Source organism: Micromonospora sp. BRA006-A, assembly GCF_033433935.1.
Taxonomy (GTDB): domain Bacteria; phylum Actinomycetota; class Actinomycetes; order Mycobacteriales; family Micromonosporaceae; genus Micromonospora; species Micromonospora aurantiaca.
On record NZ_JANCLW010000001.1, the window covers coordinates 4,822,526 to 4,839,303 of the forward strand.

The following is a 16,778-nucleotide window of genomic DNA, read 5'->3' on the forward strand; positions in this document are numbered from 1 at the left end:
GCGGCGCGGGAGGCGTACCCTCTTTCGCCCTTTGCTCTGCAGCCACGGACGCAGCACCGCCGGGAGCTGCGCCGATGTCTCGCGGCCGTCCGGCCGGGACACGGCCCGCCGGTCACGGCGGGTCACTGATGCGCATATGGCGGCAGAGCAAAGGCGGCGAAGCGGTGGTCCGGCCGGCCGCCGGACACCTGACCGTGCGTCACGGCCCCGGCGGTCCGGCCGCTGCGCAAGCGCGGGCGGACCGCCGGGCACGGTGCGACCCGGCGGTCCGTGCCGGTCAGGCGGTAGGCAGCAGCAGGTCGACCAGGACCGGGAAGTGGTCGCTGGCCCGGCGGGCCGCCGGGGTGTCCACCACGTCGTAGTCGACCACGGTGATCCGGGGATCGACGAAGAGCGCGTCGATGCGGCGGCGCGGGTCGGCGCAGGAGAACGTGTGCCGGTCGGCCCGGTCGGCGGCGAGCGCCGTGTCGGTCAGCCCCTCGGCGAGCGTCTGCCAGGCCGGCCCGTCCGGGCCCTCGTTGACGTCGGCGCCGGCCACCACGGGCAGCGTGGACGCGTCCAGCTCACGCTTGAACGCCGCCGCCTGGGCCGGCCGCTCGGCCGGGTCGGTGGACAGGTGCGAGCCGGCCAGCAGCACGTCGACGCCGCCGACCCGGCAGTGCGCGTACGCGGCGCCGCGCATGTGCCGTCCCGGCGTCAGCGGGTACCGCTGGCAGTCGGTGTCGACGACCCGCAGCCGCAGGCTGGTCAGCAGCACGTTGCCCAGCGACGGCAGGCCGCCGGCCGCCACCACCATGCCGAACGACTCGGCCAGCGCGGCGGTCTTCTGCCGCCACCGGAACCGGCGCGGTCCCTCCTGGACGATCACCACGTCCGGGGCTGCCGTCCGGACCACCTCGGCCAGCGCGGCGGTGTCGTCGCGCTGGCTGTGGATGTTGTACGACAAGACCCGCAGCGGCACACCCGCGTCAGTCATGTCAGATCCGCCGGGCCAGGTCGGCGGCGCCGATCACGCCGGCGGTGTTGCCCAGCTCGGCCGGGCGCACCTCGGCGACGGGCAGGCGGCTGCGCTGGGCCAGCGCGTCGGCGAAGGACCGCCGGGTCGGGCCGAGCAGCAGGTCACCGGCGTCGATCACGCCGCCGCCCACCACCAGCACCTGCGGGTCGAGGATCTGCGCCATGTCGGCGAGGCTGGTGCCGAGCCAGCGGCCGACCTGGGCGAACGCCTCGGTGGAGACCGGGTCGCCGCCCTTCGCGGCGGCGGTCACCATCGGGCCGGTGATCGTCTCGGCCTCGCCCCCGGCCAGCTCCAGCAACGCGGCCGCGCGGTGCGGCTCCTGCCGGGCGGCGGCGCGGGCGAAGCGGACCAGGGCGCTGCCGCTGGCGTACTGCTCGATGCAGCCCAGCCGGCCGCAGCCGCACTGGTGGCCGTCCGGCACGGTGAGCATGTGGCCCAGTTCGGCGGCGATGCCGTTGGCGCCGCGGACCAGGCCACCGCCGAGCACGATGCCGCCGCCGACGCCGGTGCCGATGGTGAACATGACCATCGAGTCGTCGGCGTCGCGGGCCGCGCCGTAGCGGAACTCCGCCCAGGCGGCCACGTTCCCGTCGTTCTCCACGATCACCGGCAGGCCGGTGGCGTCGCCGACGTACGTGCGCAGCGGCTCGTCCCGCCAGGCCAGGTTCGGGGCGAACAGCACGGTGGAGCGGGAGGCGTCGATCCAGCCGGCGGCGCCGATGCCGACCGCCTCCACGGCGTGACCGGCGGCCAGTTCGGTGACCACCTCGATGATGACGTCGCGGGTCTTGGCCACGTCGTCGGCGGGGGTGTCCCGTCGCGTCTGCACGAGTACCGTGCCGGCGTCGTCCACGACACCGCCGGCCACCTTCGTGCCACCGACGTCGACTCCGATGGTCAGCGTCACCGCTGCCACTCCCCTCTGCTGTGCTGCCCGGAGACCGGCCGAACCGGCCGTACGGTCCCGGGATGTCCGGTGGTCAGGCCCCGTCGCCTGGTGCGTCCGCGCCCACCTCTCCGGACGCCCGCGAGGCGGGCACCACGGGACGGCCGGCCGGTGACCGGCTCGTGTCCGGCTCCGGCGGCCCGGCGGCGTCGGCGGTGGCACCCGAATCGGCCGCGCCCTCCCCCCGGGTGGCGGCGGACCACACGTCCTGCTCGGGTGCCGGCTGAGAATCATGCCCGGTACGGGTCGCCTCGCGCCACACGTGGTCCCCGGATCCGTCCGGCGCGGCGGTGCCGTCGCCGGCGGTCCGCGCCGGCTCGGCGGGGGTGAACGCGCGCAGCAGGCTCGCCACCCCGGCCGCCAGGTCCCCGGCGCCGGTGGCGAGCCGCTCGGCGAATTCCGGACTCGGGTCGCGCAACGCGGCGATACCGCGACAGACGGGGCAGACACAGCATTCTGGCGAGCCGGTGGCGAAACCGGCGGGCTCGGATGTCTCCGGAGCGGGGCCGGCGCCGGGCGGGGTGTGACCGAGGACACCGGAGAGGATCCCACCGAGCGGACCCCAGGCACCCGAGCCGGGTGCGGCGGCGGCCATCTTCGCGCCGGCGAGCAGGGTGGCGACGAGGCGCTCGGCCTCTTCCCGGGCCGAACCCGGATCAGTGGTGCCCATGGTTCGGCTCCTCCAGCGTGACTACCGGGACGACGGTCGGATCATTGCGCCGCACCGGGTGCTTCTACCCGGCGCTTGAGCTGCTTCAACGCCGCGTCCATGATCATTTTCTCGGCCTTGCGGCGGAACATGCCGAGCATCGCCACGGACAGCTCCACCTCAAGGGTGTACGTCACCGTGGTCGTCCCGTCCGAGTTGCCCACCAGGTCGTACGACCCGCGCTGGGAGCGCTGCATCTTCGACGGTGCGACCAGGTGCCACTCGATCCGGGAGATGTCCTCGGCGTATTCGTAGGCCAGCACGTACTCGTCGGCCATCACGCCCGCGTCGAGCGTGAACCGGACCTGGCTGGCGTAGCCGTCCTCGTACTCCTCGATCACCTCGGCCCGGCGTACCGCCTCGGCCCACTCGGGATAACTCGGGAAGTCGCAGATGACGGCCGCCACCCGGTCCGGTGACGCGCCGATGATGATCGACTGGGTGGAGGAGTCCGCCATGGGGGGAGGCTACCCGGCCGCCGCCCGGCCGGTCCCGCTCCACCCCGGCGGACGGCGTCCCACCAGCCGGGCGGGCAACCTCCCTGGCAGACCCACCGGGGTGTGCGGGTAGGTTTCGACAGAGCCGACCAGGCCGGCCCCCGCCGGTAGAGCACGAGGGAGTGCAGGTGCGCGAGTTCTCCGTCCCGCCGATCGTCACCGTCGGCGACGCGGCCAACCTGACCGACCCGGTCTGGGAAAACGCCGAGGTCGCCCCGGACACCGTGCAGTTCGTCCGCCCCGCCGCGGGGACGGACGCGCGTGAGGATGTCACCTGCCGCCAGTTCCGCGACGAGGTCGTGGCGGTGGCGCAGGGCCTGATCGCCGCCGGCATCTCCCCCGGCGACCGGGTCGGCCTGATGAGCCGCACCCGCTACGAGTGGACCCTGTTCGACTACGCGATCTGGGCGGCCGGCGCGGTCACCGTGCCGATCTACGAGACGTCCAGCGCCGAGCAGGCCGCCTGGATCCTCGGCGACTCCGGCGCCGTCGCCGTGGTGGTGGAGAGCACCGCGCACGCCACCATGGTCGCCGGCGTCCGGGACCGCCTGCCCGAGCTGCGCGAGGTCTGGCAGATCGACCTGGGCGCGGTCGGCGACCTGGTCGCCGCCGGCGCGTCGGTGGACCGGGCCGAGGTGGAGACCCGCCGCTCGCTGCTCAAGGCCGACGACGTCGCCACGATCATCTACACCAGCGGCACCACCGGACGGCCCAAGGGCTGCGTGCTGACCCACCGCAACATCTACTCCGACATCGCCAACGCGGTGCCGGTGCTGCCGAACCTGTTCCGCCAGGGCGCCTCCACCCTGCTGTTCCTGCCGCTGGCGCACGCCTTCGCCCGGCTCATCCAGGTCGGCGTGGTGCACGCCCGGGCCACCATGGCGCACTGCGCGGACACCAAGAACCTGGTCGCCGAGCTGCAGGACTTCAAGCCGACGTTCGTGCTCTCCGTACCCCGGGTCTTCGAGAAGGTCTACAACGGTGCGCGGCAGAAGGCCGAGGCCGAGGGCAAGGGCAAGATCTTCGACCGCGCGGAGAAGGTCGCCATCGCGTGGAGCGAGGCGCAGGAGCTGCCCGGCGGTCCCGGGCTGGGCCTGCGCGCGCAGCACGCCCTCTTCGACAAGCTGGTCTACCGCAAGCTGCGGGCGGCGATGGGCGGCCGGTGCCGCGACGCCATCTCCGGCGGCGCGCCGCTGGGCGCGCGGCTCGGGCACTTCTTCCGCGGCGTCGGGGTGACCATCTGCGAGGGGTACGGCCTCACCGAGACCTCGCCGGCCGCCGCCGCAAACCTGCCCACCGGCACCCGGATCGGCACCGTCGGCCGCCCGCTGCCCGGCGTGACCATCCGGATCGACGACGACGGCGAGGTCCTGATCGCCGGCGACATCGTCTTCCAGGGCTACTGGCACAACGACGCGGCCACCGCCGAGGCGATCACCACCGACGGCTGGTTCCGCACCGGCGACCTCGGGCACCTGGACGACGACGGCTACCTGAGCATCACCGGCCGCAAGAAGGAGATCATCGTGACCGCCGGCGGCAAGAACGTCGCCCCGGCGGTGCTGGAGGACCAGGTACGGGCGCACCCGCTGATCAGCCAGTGCGTGGTGGTCGGCGACCGGCAGCCGTTCATCGCCGCGCTGGTCACCATCGACGAGGAGGCGCTGCCGAAGTGGCTGGCCGGGCAGGGGCGCCCGGAGACCACGAGCATGGCCGAGCTGCGCGACGACGCGGCGCTGCGCGCCGAGGTGCAGTCCGCGGTCGACCAGGCCAACCAGGCGGTCTCCAAGGCCGAGGCGATCAAGGTGTTCCGGATCCTGCCGCAGGACTTCACCGAGACCACCGGCGAGCTGACCCCGTCGCTGAAGGTCAAGCGTCAGGTCGTGCACAAGACGTACGCCTCGGAGATCGCCGAGATCTACCGGGGCTGACTACCATCCGTCACGTGCCCGCCTCCACATCCCGCCAGCCGTCGACGCAGCCCCTCGCGGCGGCGGCTCGCGCGGTCCTCCTCGCGCTGGTCGCCACCCTGACCCTGTTCGCCACCCGCGACGCCACCCAGCTCTGGTGGATCGCGCTGCTGGCCGTCGCCGGCCTGCCCGCCGTGCTCGCCCCCCAACACCGGCTGCTCGCCCCGATCAGCCGCTTCGCCGAGGTGCTGGTGCTCGGGCTGGCCGCCAGCCAGGTCGCCGCCGACACCCACCTGTCCGGCGTGACCGGCGGGGTGGGGGCCTCGGCGGTGCTGCCGTACCTCGCCGTGCCGGTCACCGTGACCGCGCTGAGCCGCCGGTTCCGCGAAGGCGCCGCGCTGCTCGCGGTGGCGGCGGCGACGCTGCTGGCCAGCGCCGCGTTCACCCAGGTCGACGGCGGGCCGCAGCTCGGCCAGGTCGGCTACCTCGCGGTCTGCGCGCAGTGGCTGATCCTCGCCGGGCTCGGCCTCTACACCGCCGGCACGCTCCAGCGCGTCATGCGGGTGCGCGGCGAGGGCAAACCCCAGCCGTACGCCGAGGCGACCCGCCTGCTCACCCAGCTCCGTACGGTCGCCCGGCAGCTGCCCGGCGCCACCCTCGACCCGGGCGGCATCTCCGAGCACCTGCTGGAGGAGCTGCGGGTGGTCGCCAAGACCGACCGGGGCGCGGTGCTGTCCGCCAGCGGCGGCGGCCGGCTCGTGGTGCTCGCGCAGATCGGCGCGGACCGGGTCGACTGGGAGACCACGCTCGACGCCGACTCGGCCATCGCCGACGCCTGGGCCACCCAGCAGCCGACCGTCTCGGCCCGCTCGCAGGCCCGGTCCCGGCACTCCGGTGAGGTCTCCGCGCTGATCGTCCCGCTGGTGGCGGGCGTACGCACGGTCGGATTGGTGGTGATCGAGGCGGACACCGCCGCCGCGTACCCGCCGCCGGTGGTGTCCCGGGTGACGGCGCTGACCGGCCCGGCGGCGCTGCGGCTGGAGGCGGCGCTGCTCTTCGACGAGGTGCGCTCGCTGGCGACGAACGAGGAGCGGCAGCGGCTGGCCCGGGAGATCCACGACGGGGTCGCTCAGGAACTGGTCATGGTCGGGTACGGCATCGACAACGCGCTCGCCACCGTGCACGAGGACGCGGACGAGACCGCCGACTCGCTGCGGACGCTGCGCCAGGAGGTCACCCGGGTGATCACCGAGCTGCGGCTGAGCCTGTTCGAGCTGCGCAGCGAGGTGGACCGGCACGGTGGCCTGGCCGCCGCCATCGCCGAGTACGCCCGCACCGTCGGCGCGTCCGGTGGCCTGCGGGTGCACCTGTCGCTGGACGAGTCCACCGCCCGGCTGCCGGCCGCCACCGAGGCCGAGTTGCTGCGCATCGCGCAGGAGGCGGTGACGAACGCGCGCAAGCACGCCGGCGCGTCGAACCTGTGGGTCACGTGCGAGGTGGATCCCCCGTACACCCGAATCGAAGTGTCGGATGACGGTCACGGCATCGGTGACCAGCGCCCGGACGGGCACTATGGCCTTGCGATCATGGCCGAGAGGGCGGAACGTATCCGAGGCCGGTTGGAGATCAGGCCGCGACAGCCGAGTGGGACGACTGTGGCGGTGGTGCTCGGTTCGTCGCCCCGGCGCGATAAGGTGCGCGGCAGCGCCGCAGCAGCAGAAGGGGAGTAACCCGAGGATGACCAGCAGTCCGACACCGGCCACCCGTACCAAGGTTCTCCTGGTCGACGACCACGACCTCATCCGCAAGGGGCTGCGTCACGCGTTCGAGCGCGACCGCCAGTTCGAGGTCGTGGGCGAGGCGGCCACCGCGGCGGAGGGCGTGCGCCAGGCCGGCGCGCTCCAGCCCGACGTGGTGATCATGGACCTCCGCCTGCCCGACGGCAGCGGCCTGGAGGCCACCCGCGCCCTGCGCAAGTCCAGCGCGTCCATGGGCATCGTCGTGCTCACCATGTACGCCGGTGACGACCAGCTCTTCGGCGCCCTGGAGGCGGGTGCGAGCGCGTTCGTGCCGAAGACCGCCCCGGCCGACGAGGTGGTGGCCGCCGCCCGGCACGCCGCCTCCTCCCCCAGCGCGTTCACCGCCGCCGACCTGGCCGAGGCGATGAAGCGCCGGCTGGCGCCGTCCGGCCCGCAGCTGTCCCCCCGTGAGGGCCAGGTGCTGCGGCTGCTCGCCGACGGCATGAGCGTGGCCGGCATCGCCAAGCAGCTGTTCGTCAGCGAGTCGACCGCCAAGACCCACATCTCCAAGCTCTACGAGAAGCTGGGCGCCGCCAACCGGGCGCAGGCGCTGATGACGGCGCTGCGGCTGGGGCTGCTGGAGGCCCCGGACGCGCCGAAGTTCTGACGCGTACCGCCGAAGAGGCCCCGTCCGCCACGGACGCGGGCCTCTCGGCGTTTCCGGCCCCGGCTGGTCGCTGACGGTGAGCGGCCGGACGCGCAGTGACGGCGGTCTTTGCAGCGCGACGGCGGAGGGGCAGAATACCCGGGTGATCCGCGCGGCGGTGACGACCGCGTGTCGCCGACACCCGAGGGGCAGGACATGCAGCGGCCGGACTGGGCACCCGAGACGATCGACATCGAGCGCCCCAGCGTCGCCCGCATGTACGACTACTACCTCGGCGGCTCGCACAACTTCGCCGCCGACCGGGCGGCGGCCCGGGCGATGGTGGAGGCGGTGCCGGAGGCGCCGCTGATGGCGCAGGCCAACCGCGCGTTCCTGCGCCGGGCGGTGCAGTACCTCGCCCAGGCCGGCATCCGCCAGTTCCTCGACATCGGCTCCGGCATCCCGACCGTCGGCAACGTGCACGAGATCGCCCAGCGGATCGACAGGGAGTCGCGCGTGGTCTACGTCGACGTGGACCCGGTGGCGGTGGCGCACAGCCAGGAGATCCTGGCCGGCAACGCGCACGCCGCCGTGCTCCAGGAGGACCTGCGCAACCCGGAGGCGATCCTGGCCCACCCGGAGGTCACCCGGCTGCTGGACTTCACCCGGCCGGTCGCCGTGATGATCGTGGCGGTGCTGCACTTCGTCCCGGACGCCGACCGCCCCGAGGAGATCCTGCGGACGCTGCGCGGGGCGCTGGCGCCCGGCAGCCACCTGGTGCTCTCCCAGGCCAGCGAGGACGGCCGGGCCGGCACCGGCGAACGAGCGGAGGCGGAGCGGGTCTACCGGCGTACCGACAGCCAGCTCTGGATCCGCAGCCGGGCCGAGCTGACCGCGCTGTTCGACGGCTTCGAGCTGGTCGACCCGGGCGTGGTGTGGGTGCCGCAGTGGCGGCCGGACTCCCCCGACCAGGCGGAGAACGCCGAACGGGCCGTGTTCATGGGCGGGGTCGGGCGGCTCGGTGGGTGACGACGCGGCCCGCAGCAGGCCCGGGGTGTTCGCCCGGGCCTGGGCCAAGGCGGTGTCCGGCACCAGCTACCTGCCGATGACCCAGTCGCAGCTGGAGGAGATGCTGCAACGGCTCACCGACCGGCTGGCGCAGGCGCTGCGCGCCGAGCCGTTCGACCTGCGGATCGGCCAGCAGGTCGGCGCGGAGCTGGTGCAGGCGCACATCGCCTCCGCGGAAGGGCTTGGCCGCACCGTCGAGGTGATCCAGCTACGCCTGGTGCGCGACCTCGACCTGGTCGTCGACGACGTCGAGGACCGGATGGCCCGGCTGCTCGCCACCGTCGCCACCGGGTACGCCCGCGCGCTGCGCGACCGCACGCTGGACGAGCAGGAGTCCATCCGCCGCGCCGCCATGATGGCCCGGGCGCAGGCGGAGCGGGCGCTGCGCGACAGCGAGGCCCGGTTCCGGCACCAGGCCACTCACGACCCGCTCACCGGCCTGCCGAACCGCACGCTGTTCACCGAACGGCTGACCGCCGCGATCACCGCGCCGGGGCGGGGCGCCGACCGGGTCGGTGTCTGCTTCCTCGACCTGGATCGGTTCAAGGTCGTCAACGACTCCCTCGGCCACCAGATCGGCGACTCGCTGCTGGTGACGGTGGCGCAGCGCCTGCACCGGGCGCTCGGCGAACACCTGGTCGCCCGGCTCGGCGGCGACGAGTTCGTGATCCTGGTCGAACGCACCGCCGGCACCGACGACGTGGTGAAGGTCGCCGAGGCGGCCCTTGCCGCGGTACGCGAACCGGCGCTCGTCGACGGTCACGAGCTGACCGTGTCCGCGAGCATCGGCATCGTGGAGCGCCCGGTCGCGGGCACCTCGCCGATGGACCTGATGCGCGCGGCCGACAGCACGCTGCACTGGGCCAAGGCCGCCGGCGGGGCCCGCTGGTCGCTGTTCGACGCCGACCGCAACCGCCGCGAGCTGGCCCGGTACGCGCTGTCCGCGGCGATCCCCGCCGCGCTGGACCGGGGCGAGTTCTACCTCGACTACCAGCCGCTGACGTCGTTGCGCGACGGGCGGGTGCTCGGCATGGAGGCGCTGGTGCGCTGGCGTCACCCGGAGCTGGGTGTGCTGCGGCCGGACAGCTTCATCCCACTGGCCGAGGAGACCGGGCTGATCGTCCGGCTCGGCAGTTGGGTGCTGGCCGAGGCGTGCCGCGAGGCGGGCACCTGGCCGGGCGCGGACGGCGATGCGCCGTTCGTCAGCGTCAATCTCGCCGTCCGGCAGTTGCACCGCACCGACCTGGTGACCGAGGTACGCGGTGTGCTCGGGCGCACCGGCCTGCCGCCGCACCGGCTGCAACTGGAGATCACCGAGAGCACCATGATGAGCACTGTGGTCGAGCCGGTGCGCGCGCTACGGGTGCTCGGTGACCTCGGGGTCCGGGTCGCCATCGACGACTTCGGCACCGGCTACTGCAATCTCGCGTACCTGCGGGATCTGCCGGTCGACGAGCTGAAGGTGGCGGGCGAGTTCGTGACCGGCCTGCGCGCGCCGGGCTGCGGCACCGACGAGCGGATCCTCGCCTCGCTCGTCTCGCTGGCGCACGCGCTTGACCTCACCGTCACCGCCGAGGGCGTGGAGACGGCGGACCAGGCGGACCGGCTGCGCGCGATCGGCTGCGACGCCGGGCAGGGCTGGCACTTCGGCCGTCCCGGCCCGGCCGCGCCGCACCTGGGCCGGGTGCCCGCCCACGTCGACGCGGCCTCTTGACGCGGCCGTCGCCCTGACCCGGCCTTCCTGATCCGGCCGGCGCGGTCAGCCGGCCAGCAGCGCGGCCATCCGCTGTGCCTGCGTCTCCCAGCGCCACTCCCGCTCCACCCAGGCGCGGCCGGCGGCGCCGAACTGCCGGGCCAGATCCCGGTCGGCGAGCAGCGTGGCGACCCGGTCGGCGAGCCGGGCCACGTCCCGGCCGCCGACCACGTACCCGGTCTCCCCCTCGCGGACCGCGTCCGGCGCGCCGCCGGAGTCACCGGCCACCACCGGCAGCCCGGTCGCGCTCGCCTCCAGGTAGACGATGCCGAGGCCCTCGACGTCCAGCCCGCGGTTGCGGGTGCGGCACGGCATCGCGTACACGTCGCCGGCCGCGTAGTGCGCGGGCAGTTCGGCCGAGGGCACCGAGCCGGTGAAGACCACGTCGCGTTCCAGCCCGGTCTGCCGGGCCAGCTTCTCCAGCGTCGAGCGGTACGGACCGCCGCCGACCACGAGCAGCGCGGCGTCGGGCACCCGGCGGCGGATCTCCGGCAGCGCGCGGATCAGCATGTCCTGGCCCTTGCGGGGCACCAGCCGCGACACGCACACCACCACCGGCCGGTCGGACAGCCCGAGCCGTGACCGGACCCGCCCGCCGTCGGCGTCCGGGTGGTAGGTGTCCACGTCCACGCCGGGCGCGAGCCGCCGCAGCTCGGTGAGCCCGTCCAGCACGCGGGCCAGCCGCGCCCGGGTGTACTCGCCGAGGTAGGTGGTCACGTCCACGCCCCGCCCGATCCGGCGCAGCGCCGACCGGGCGCCTGGGAGCGCCGCCCAGCCGACCTCGTGCCCGTGGGTCAGCGCCACCGCCCGGCGGATCCCGGCCCGCCGCCGCAGGCCCGCGGCGAGCAGGCCCAGCGGTGCCGCCGCGCCGAACCACACGGTGTCGCAGTCGTACGCGCGCGCCAGCCGCGCCGCCCGCCGGGCGATCAGCGGGGTGGGCAGCAGCACCCGGGTCCGTTCCCGGACCACCTCGAACGGCTGGTCGGCGTCGAACTTCTCCGCGCCGCGCCAGCTCGACGCGTACACCACCACCGAGCCGGGCTGCTGGCGCACCGCGAGGTTGTGGACGAACGACTGGATGCCGCCGGGGCGCGGCGGGAAGTCGTTGGTGATCAGCAAGGTGCGGCTCATCGGCCGGACTCCCTGGCGTAGGCGCGGGCGGCGGCCATCCGCTCCACGGTGGACGGGTGGGTCGCCGACCAGAGGCGCTCCCAGCGCGGCGGGTCCGGGTCGGCCAGGTTGACCCCGGCCAGCCGGCGCTGCATCGCCTCGAACGTCGCCGGGTCGCCGGTGAGCGCCAGCGCGTGGGCGTCGGCGCGGGCCTCGATCCGGCGCGAGACCAGCGCCTGCGCCGGGGTGGCGAGCAGCCCGGCGACCGTGACCAGCGCGATCAGCAGCGGGAACGCCCGCGGCTGGGCGATCGAGTCGACGCCGGCGAGCCGCAGCAGTGGCGTCCACGAGCCGATCAGGTAGAGCGCCACCACCGCGGCGGCGGCGCCGAGCGCGCCGAGCACGGTGCCGGTCCACACGTCCCGGTCCTTGGCGTGCCCCAGCTCGTGAGCGACCACGCTGGTCACCTCGGCCGGTTCCGCCTCACGCAGCAGCGTGTCGTAGACGACCACCCGCCGGGTCGGGCCGAGCCCGGAGACGTACGCGTTCACCGCTGTGGTGCGCCGGGACGCGTCGGCGACGAGCACGTCACGCACCGGTACGCCGTCCCGGGCGGCCATCGCGGTCAGCTCGGTGCGCAGCGGACCCGGCTCCATCGGGGTGAACCGGTTGAACACCGGCTCGACCAGCACCGGGAGCACGAACGACAGCACCACCACCAGGGCCGCCGCGCCGGCCGCGCCGAACGCCCACCACCAGCGCGGGGCGAGCCGCACCACCGTGTACAAGCCGAGCAGGACCAGCGCGCCGATCACCGCGCTGACCGCGTACGACTTGAGCAGGTCGACGGCCCAGCCGCCCCAGCTCTGGGTGCTCAGCCCGTAGCGGACCAGCACGGTGCGGCGCCAGGCCGCGAACGGCAGCGTGAGCAGGTCGGCGAGGAACATGACGGCGAGCCCGCCGAGCACCGCCTGCGCGATCCAGTGCCCGCCGAAGGGCCGGCCGACCAGTTCGACCAGGCGCCCGCCCAGCGGGGTCAGTCCGAGCAGCAGCGCCACCACCAGCCCGACTGCGAGCGCCGACCAGGCCGCCGGGCGCAGCGCGCCGTGGAAGGCCCGGCCCCGGCTCACCTGCTCGGCCGGGAGGTCACGCAGTGCCGCGAGCTGGTCGGCACGGGGCGCCGGCGGACGGCTCCACGGCACCAGCAGCGCCACCGCCACGAGCAGCGCGACAACCAGGCCGCCCAGGGTCAGGAGCGCCCAGGCGCGCGGGGTCACCGGCCCGCCCCGCCGTCGTGCCGCGTCCGCGTCATGCCGCTCCCCTCCCGCCGTGACCGCCCATCCTATTGCCCGGCCCGACGGCCGCGTAGCGGACAGACGACGCAGCTTAGGCCGGAGCAGCGATGCGCCGGCGCGGGCGTGCAGAGATGCGGCGGCCGGCCTGCTCCGACGGCTGCTCGGTGCGGCCGGTGACAGAGGCCCGTCTTGCGGGCGGGTGCGGCCGGCGGGGCCTGGACGGATGCCTCACCGCACGCGACATGACTCTCGGTCATAGTCATGACTCCTGGTCATATCGCGCTCACCCCACCCCTCTCACCGGTTCCGACACACCCGGCACGCGGATGAGAGCCGCTCGCGCTGATCGCGCCACTTCGGGTACTGGGTTCGCTTTCGCGGCGGGTGCTGCCTCGTTGTCCGGTTCTGTCATACCCGAGCGTTAGCGTCGTGGTGACCGACGGTGGCGGCTCCTTCCCCGCCCGCCACCGGCGACCCGTCAGGAGGCGTTGATGCTCATCGACTGCGACACCTGCGGCAACCGCGGCGCCGGCTGCTCCGGCTGCCTGGTGACCGCCCTGCTCGACTCCGACCCGGCCGACCTGGGCCCGGCCGAGCACCGGGCGATCGAGGTGTTCGCGCGAGCCGGATTCGAGGTGGAGGTGCTGCCACCCGCGCCGGCCGCTGCGCCCGCTCCGACACTGGCACCCGCACCCCGCCGTCCCGCCCGCCGCCGCCGGATCGCTTGACGGCGCGCGTTCCCACCACGTCCTCGATCTGGAGTCGATCGCACAGCAGAGAGGAGGAACCGGGGTCAGGACCGGGCCAGGCGCCGCAGCAGCGAGTCGGCGCCCAGCGGGTACGCGCCGTGCCGGCGTACCCCGTCGGCGACCTCGCGGTCCGAGGAGACCACGACCACCGGCCGCCCGGCCGGCTCGGCGCGGACCAGCCGGCGGATCAGCTCGTCGGCGGTCTCGCCCTTGCGGGAGAACAGCACCCGCACGCCGCGCGGCGCCGGGGGCAGGCCGTGGATCCGCTCGGCGCCGTCGAAGACGACTGTGACCTCGTCCCCGGTCTGCGCGGCGATCCCGCCCAGCCCGGTGATCAGCCGCTTGCGCTGCTGCTCCAGCGACATCTCGCCGAAGCCGCGCTTCGTCACGTTGTAGCCGTCCACGACGAGGTGCGCCCGCGGCAGCGCGAGCAACTGGTCGAGGCGGGCCGGGTCGTCGGTGTCGCGGGCCCGCGTCGACGGGCCGGCCTGGGCGGCGCCCGGCTGCTCGGCGAACGCGTCGGCGACGAAGTCGGCGGGGAGCTTGTCCACCGGGTCGAGCGCCAGCTCGCGGCGCAGCCCCACGGCGGCCTGGCCGATCGTCTCCAGCAGCAGCCACAGCCGCGCGTCGTCGACCGAGCGGGCCTCCTTGGCGCTGGCCCGGGCCACCCCGGCGGCGGCCTCCGCCTCGGCGAGCCGGGCCCGGGCGCGGCGCAGTTCCGCGTCCGCGTCGGCGGCGGCACGGGCCGCCCGTCCCCGCTCGGTGGCGAGCATCTCGGTGGCCTTGCGCTCGCGGGCCTGGGTCTCCCGCAGGGTACGGGTCAACTGGCGGGCCTCCTCGCGGAGCTGACCCAGTTCCTCCCGGACCCGGGCCAGCTCGTCGCGTAGCTTCTCCGCCTCGACCCGGGCCACCGCCCGGTCGTGCTCGGCGCGGGCGGCCCGCTGTTCGGCCTCGCGGACCAGCTCGGCCACGACCGCGCTGTCCGCCTCGGCGCGTACCGCCTCGCCGCTCGCGTCGATCAGTTCCCGCCAGCCGCGGGGCCGGGCCAGGTAGGCCAGGGCGGCCACCTCGACCGGGTCGGCGGCGGCCGGTGCGGTGCCGTCGACCACCGCCGCGCCGAGGTCGCCGGCGTCGGCGAGCACCCGGGCGGTGATCCGCTGCCGGAACAGCGGGTCGGCGGTGAGCTGGGCGGCGATCGCGGGCGCGCCGAGCCGGGCGCGACGGTTGGGGGCGAACTTCGCGACCCGCCGCAGCGGCACCGGCACCTCGTCGGCGGGCAGGCCGGGCAACACGGCGGCGGTCAGCGTGACGATCCGCTGGCGGACCGGCTCGGGCAGCACGGGCTCGGGCTCGATCGCGGGTGGCGCGTCCTCATCGGCGGGCACGCCGACCACCGGCTCCTCCGCGGAGGAGTAGTCGTCGTACGGCTCGCTGAGGGGCATGAGGCAAGTCTCCCACCCCGAACGGGCCCACCGCCCGGTGAGTGAGCCGATCTCTCATCGTACCCCCGTGGTATCTCCTGGGGCCGCAGTGACGGGAGTGTCGGACCGTGCCGCTAGCGTCCGGCGGGTGACACGAGCGGAGTACGTCCAGGAGTCGCTGGCCGGCCTTGACCCGGCGGGCAGCGGCGTCGACCCGGCGCTGCCGCTCTACGCGACCACCTTCGTGGTGGTCGACCTGGAGACCACCGGCGGCGCTCCCGACGGCGGCGGGATCACCGAGATCGGCGCGGTGAAGGTGCGCGGCGGCGAGGAGCTGGGCGTGCTCGCCACGCTCGTCAACCCGGGCGTGCCGATCCCGCCGTTCATCACCGTGCTCACCGGCATCACCCAGGCCATGCTGCTGCCCGCCCCGCCGATCGAGCAGGTGCTGCCGAGCTTCCTGGAGTTCATCAGCGACGCCGTGCTCGTCGCCCACAACGCGCCGTACGACGTGGGTTTCCTCAAGGCGGCCTGCGCGAAGCACGGCTACCGCTGGCCCAACCCCCGGGTGCTGGACACGGCCGCGCTGGCCCGGCGGGTGCTCACCCGCGACGAGGTGCCCAACCGCAAGCTGGGCACGCTCGCCGCCTACTTCCGCACCGCGACCCAGCCCACCCACCGCGCGCTCGACGATGCCAAGGCCACAGTCGACGTGCTGCACGGGCTGATCGGCCGCCTCGGCGGGCACCGGGTCGGCACGGTCGGCGAGGCGATCGAGTTCGCCCGCGCGGTCACCCCCACCCAGCGCCGCAAGCGGCACCTCGCCGACGGGCTGCCGAAGGTGCCGGGCGTCTACATCTTCCGGGCCGCCGACGACCGGCCGCTCTACGTGGGCACGTCCGGCGACATCGCCACCCGGGTCCGCAGCTACTTCACCGCCGCGGAGAAGCGCGCCCGGATCTCCGAGATGCTCGCCGCCGCCGAGCGGGTGGAGGCGGTCGAGTGCGCCCACTCGCTGGAGGCGGAGGTCCGTGAGCTGCGGCTGATCGCGGCGCACGCGCCGCCGTACAACCGCAGGTCGAAGTATCCGGAGCGCCAGGTGTGGCTGAAGCTCACCGACGAGGCGTACCCCCGGTTGTCGATCGTGCGCGACATCGCGCCCACCGACACGGCCTACCTGGGGCCGTTCCGGTCCCGGCAGGCGGCGGAGCTGGCCGCCGCCGGCTTCCACGACGCGGTGCCGCTGCGGCAGTGCACACACCGGCTCTCCCGGCGCACCACCATGCCGGCCTGCGCGCTGGCCGAGCTGGGCCGCTGCCCGGCACCCTGCGAGCACAAGATCACCCCCGAGGAGTACGACGACGCAGCGGCGACGCCGTTCCGCACCGCCACCAGCGACGACCCCGGAGTGGTGGTGGACGCGCTGCTCGCCCGCATCGAGGTGCTGTCGGCCGTCGAGCGGTACGAGGAGGCGGCCGTGGTCCGCGGCCGGCTCGTGGCAGTGTTGCGCGCGGCGGTCCGGATGCAACGGCTGGCCGCGTTGACCGGCATCGCCGAGCTGGCCGCCGCCCGTCCGGCCGCCCGGGGCGGCTGGGAACTGGCGCTGGTGCGGCACGGCCGGCTGGCCGGGGCCGGGGTGTCCCCGCCGGGTGTCCACCCGCGACCAACGATCGCGGCGATCCGGGCCACCGCCGAGACGGTGCTGCCCGGGCACGGCCCGGTGCCGGCCGCCACCGCCGAGGAGACCGAGCGGATCCTGTCCTGGTTGGAACGACCGGAGACCCGGCTGGTCGAGACGACAGACGGATGGGCCTCGCCGGTGGCCGGCGCGGGGCGTTTCCGCGACCTGCTGACGAAGGCGGAGAACGGCGGATCTCCCAAACTCTCGACCGAACGCTCATGACCAACTGACCGATC

General features: G+C 74.5%; 14 protein-coding genes. 7 read left to right on the forward strand and 7 right to left on the reverse strand.

Annotated elements, in window-relative coordinates:
• Nucleotides 1-277: 277 nt before the first annotated feature.
• The 4 genes from NMK34_RS21805 to NMK34_RS21820 form a co-directional block, all read right to left on the reverse strand.
• A complete protein-coding gene (locus NMK34_RS21805) occupies nt 278-976 on the reverse strand; it encodes an endonuclease/exonuclease/phosphatase family protein (protein ID WP_318334975.1) in 699 nt (232 codons plus the stop codon).
• Between the two features lies 1 nt (nt 977).
• Nucleotides 978-1,925, reverse strand: coding sequence for an ROK family glucokinase (locus NMK34_RS21810; protein WP_013287673.1), 948 nt, complete (start codon nt 1,923-1,925; stop codon nt 978-980).
• A gap of 73 nt (nt 1,926-1,998) precedes the next feature.
• Complete coding sequence (locus tag NMK34_RS21815) at nt 1,999-2,634, reverse strand: hypothetical protein (protein WP_318334976.1); 636 nt, start codon at nt 2,632-2,634, stop codon at nt 1,999-2,001.
• 41 nt (nt 2,635-2,675) lie between these two features.
• On the reverse strand, nt 2,676-3,131 hold the full coding sequence (locus NMK34_RS21820) for an SRPBCC family protein (protein ID WP_318334977.1): 456 nt from the start codon (nt 3,129-3,131) through the stop codon (nt 2,676-2,678).
• Nucleotides 3,132-3,298: 167 nt separating this feature from the next.
• Between NMK34_RS21820 and NMK34_RS21825 the strand changes: the two genes are divergently transcribed.
• The 5 genes from NMK34_RS21825 (at nt 3,299) to NMK34_RS21845 (ending at nt 10,247) form a co-directional block, all read left to right on the forward strand.
• Complete coding sequence (locus NMK34_RS21825; RefSeq protein ID WP_318334978.1) at nt 3,299-5,101, forward strand: AMP-dependent synthetase/ligase; 1,803 nt, start codon at nt 3,299-3,301, stop codon at nt 5,099-5,101.
• Between the two features lie 14 nt (nt 5,102-5,115).
• On the forward strand, nt 5,116-6,810 hold the full coding sequence (locus tag NMK34_RS21830; protein WP_318334979.1) for a GAF domain-containing sensor histidine kinase: 1,695 nt from the start codon (nt 5,116-5,118) through the stop codon (nt 6,808-6,810).
• Nucleotides 6,811-6,817: 7 nt separating this feature from the next.
• On the forward strand, nt 6,818-7,486 hold the full coding sequence (locus NMK34_RS21835; RefSeq protein WP_013287678.1) for a response regulator transcription factor: 669 nt from the start codon (nt 6,818-6,820) through the stop codon (nt 7,484-7,486).
• A 195-nt stretch (nt 7,487-7,681) separates the two neighbouring features.
• Complete coding sequence (locus NMK34_RS21840; protein ID WP_318334980.1) at nt 7,682-8,494, forward strand: SAM-dependent methyltransferase; 813 nt, start codon at nt 7,682-7,684, stop codon at nt 8,492-8,494.
• A 76-nt stretch (nt 8,495-8,570) separates the two neighbouring features.
• Nucleotides 8,571-10,247, forward strand: a complete 1,677-nt coding sequence (locus tag NMK34_RS21845) for a bifunctional diguanylate cyclase/phosphodiesterase (RefSeq protein WP_318336397.1) — start codon at nt 8,571-8,573, stop codon at nt 10,245-10,247.
• Between the two features lie 45 nt (nt 10,248-10,292).
• On the opposite strand, the gene NMK34_RS21850 is transcribed toward NMK34_RS21845, so the two are convergent.
• Both NMK34_RS21850 and NMK34_RS21855 read right to left on the reverse strand, forming a co-directional pair.
• A complete protein-coding gene (locus NMK34_RS21850; RefSeq protein WP_318334981.1) occupies nt 10,293-11,417 on the reverse strand; it encodes a glycosyltransferase family 4 protein in 1,125 nt (374 codons plus the stop codon).
• Nucleotides 11,414-12,673, reverse strand: coding sequence for a M48 family metallopeptidase (locus NMK34_RS21855; protein WP_318334982.1), 1,260 nt, complete (start codon nt 12,671-12,673; stop codon nt 11,414-11,416). Before NMK34_RS21855 ends, NMK34_RS21850 begins: the two co-directional genes overlap by 4 nt.
• A 509-nt stretch (nt 12,674-13,182) precedes the next feature.
• Here NMK34_RS21855 and NMK34_RS21860 point away from each other — a divergent pair.
• Complete coding sequence (locus tag NMK34_RS21860) at nt 13,183-13,419, forward strand: hypothetical protein (RefSeq protein WP_318334983.1); 237 nt, start codon at nt 13,183-13,185, stop codon at nt 13,417-13,419.
• Between the two features lie 65 nt (nt 13,420-13,484).
• On the opposite strand, the gene NMK34_RS21865 is transcribed toward NMK34_RS21860, so the two are convergent.
• The gene (locus NMK34_RS21865) at nt 13,485-14,882 is read right to left on the reverse strand and encodes an NYN domain-containing protein (RefSeq protein WP_318334984.1); all 1,398 of its coding nucleotides are present in this window, start codon (nt 14,880-14,882) and stop codon (nt 13,485-13,487) included.
• 127 nt (nt 14,883-15,009) lie between these two features.
• On the opposite strand from NMK34_RS21865, the gene NMK34_RS21870 reads away from it, so the two are divergent.
• Nucleotides 15,010-16,764, forward strand: a complete 1,755-nt coding sequence (locus NMK34_RS21870; RefSeq protein ID WP_318334985.1) for a DEDD exonuclease domain-containing protein — start codon at nt 15,010-15,012, stop codon at nt 16,762-16,764.
• Nucleotides 16,765-16,778: the final 14 nt, after the last annotated feature.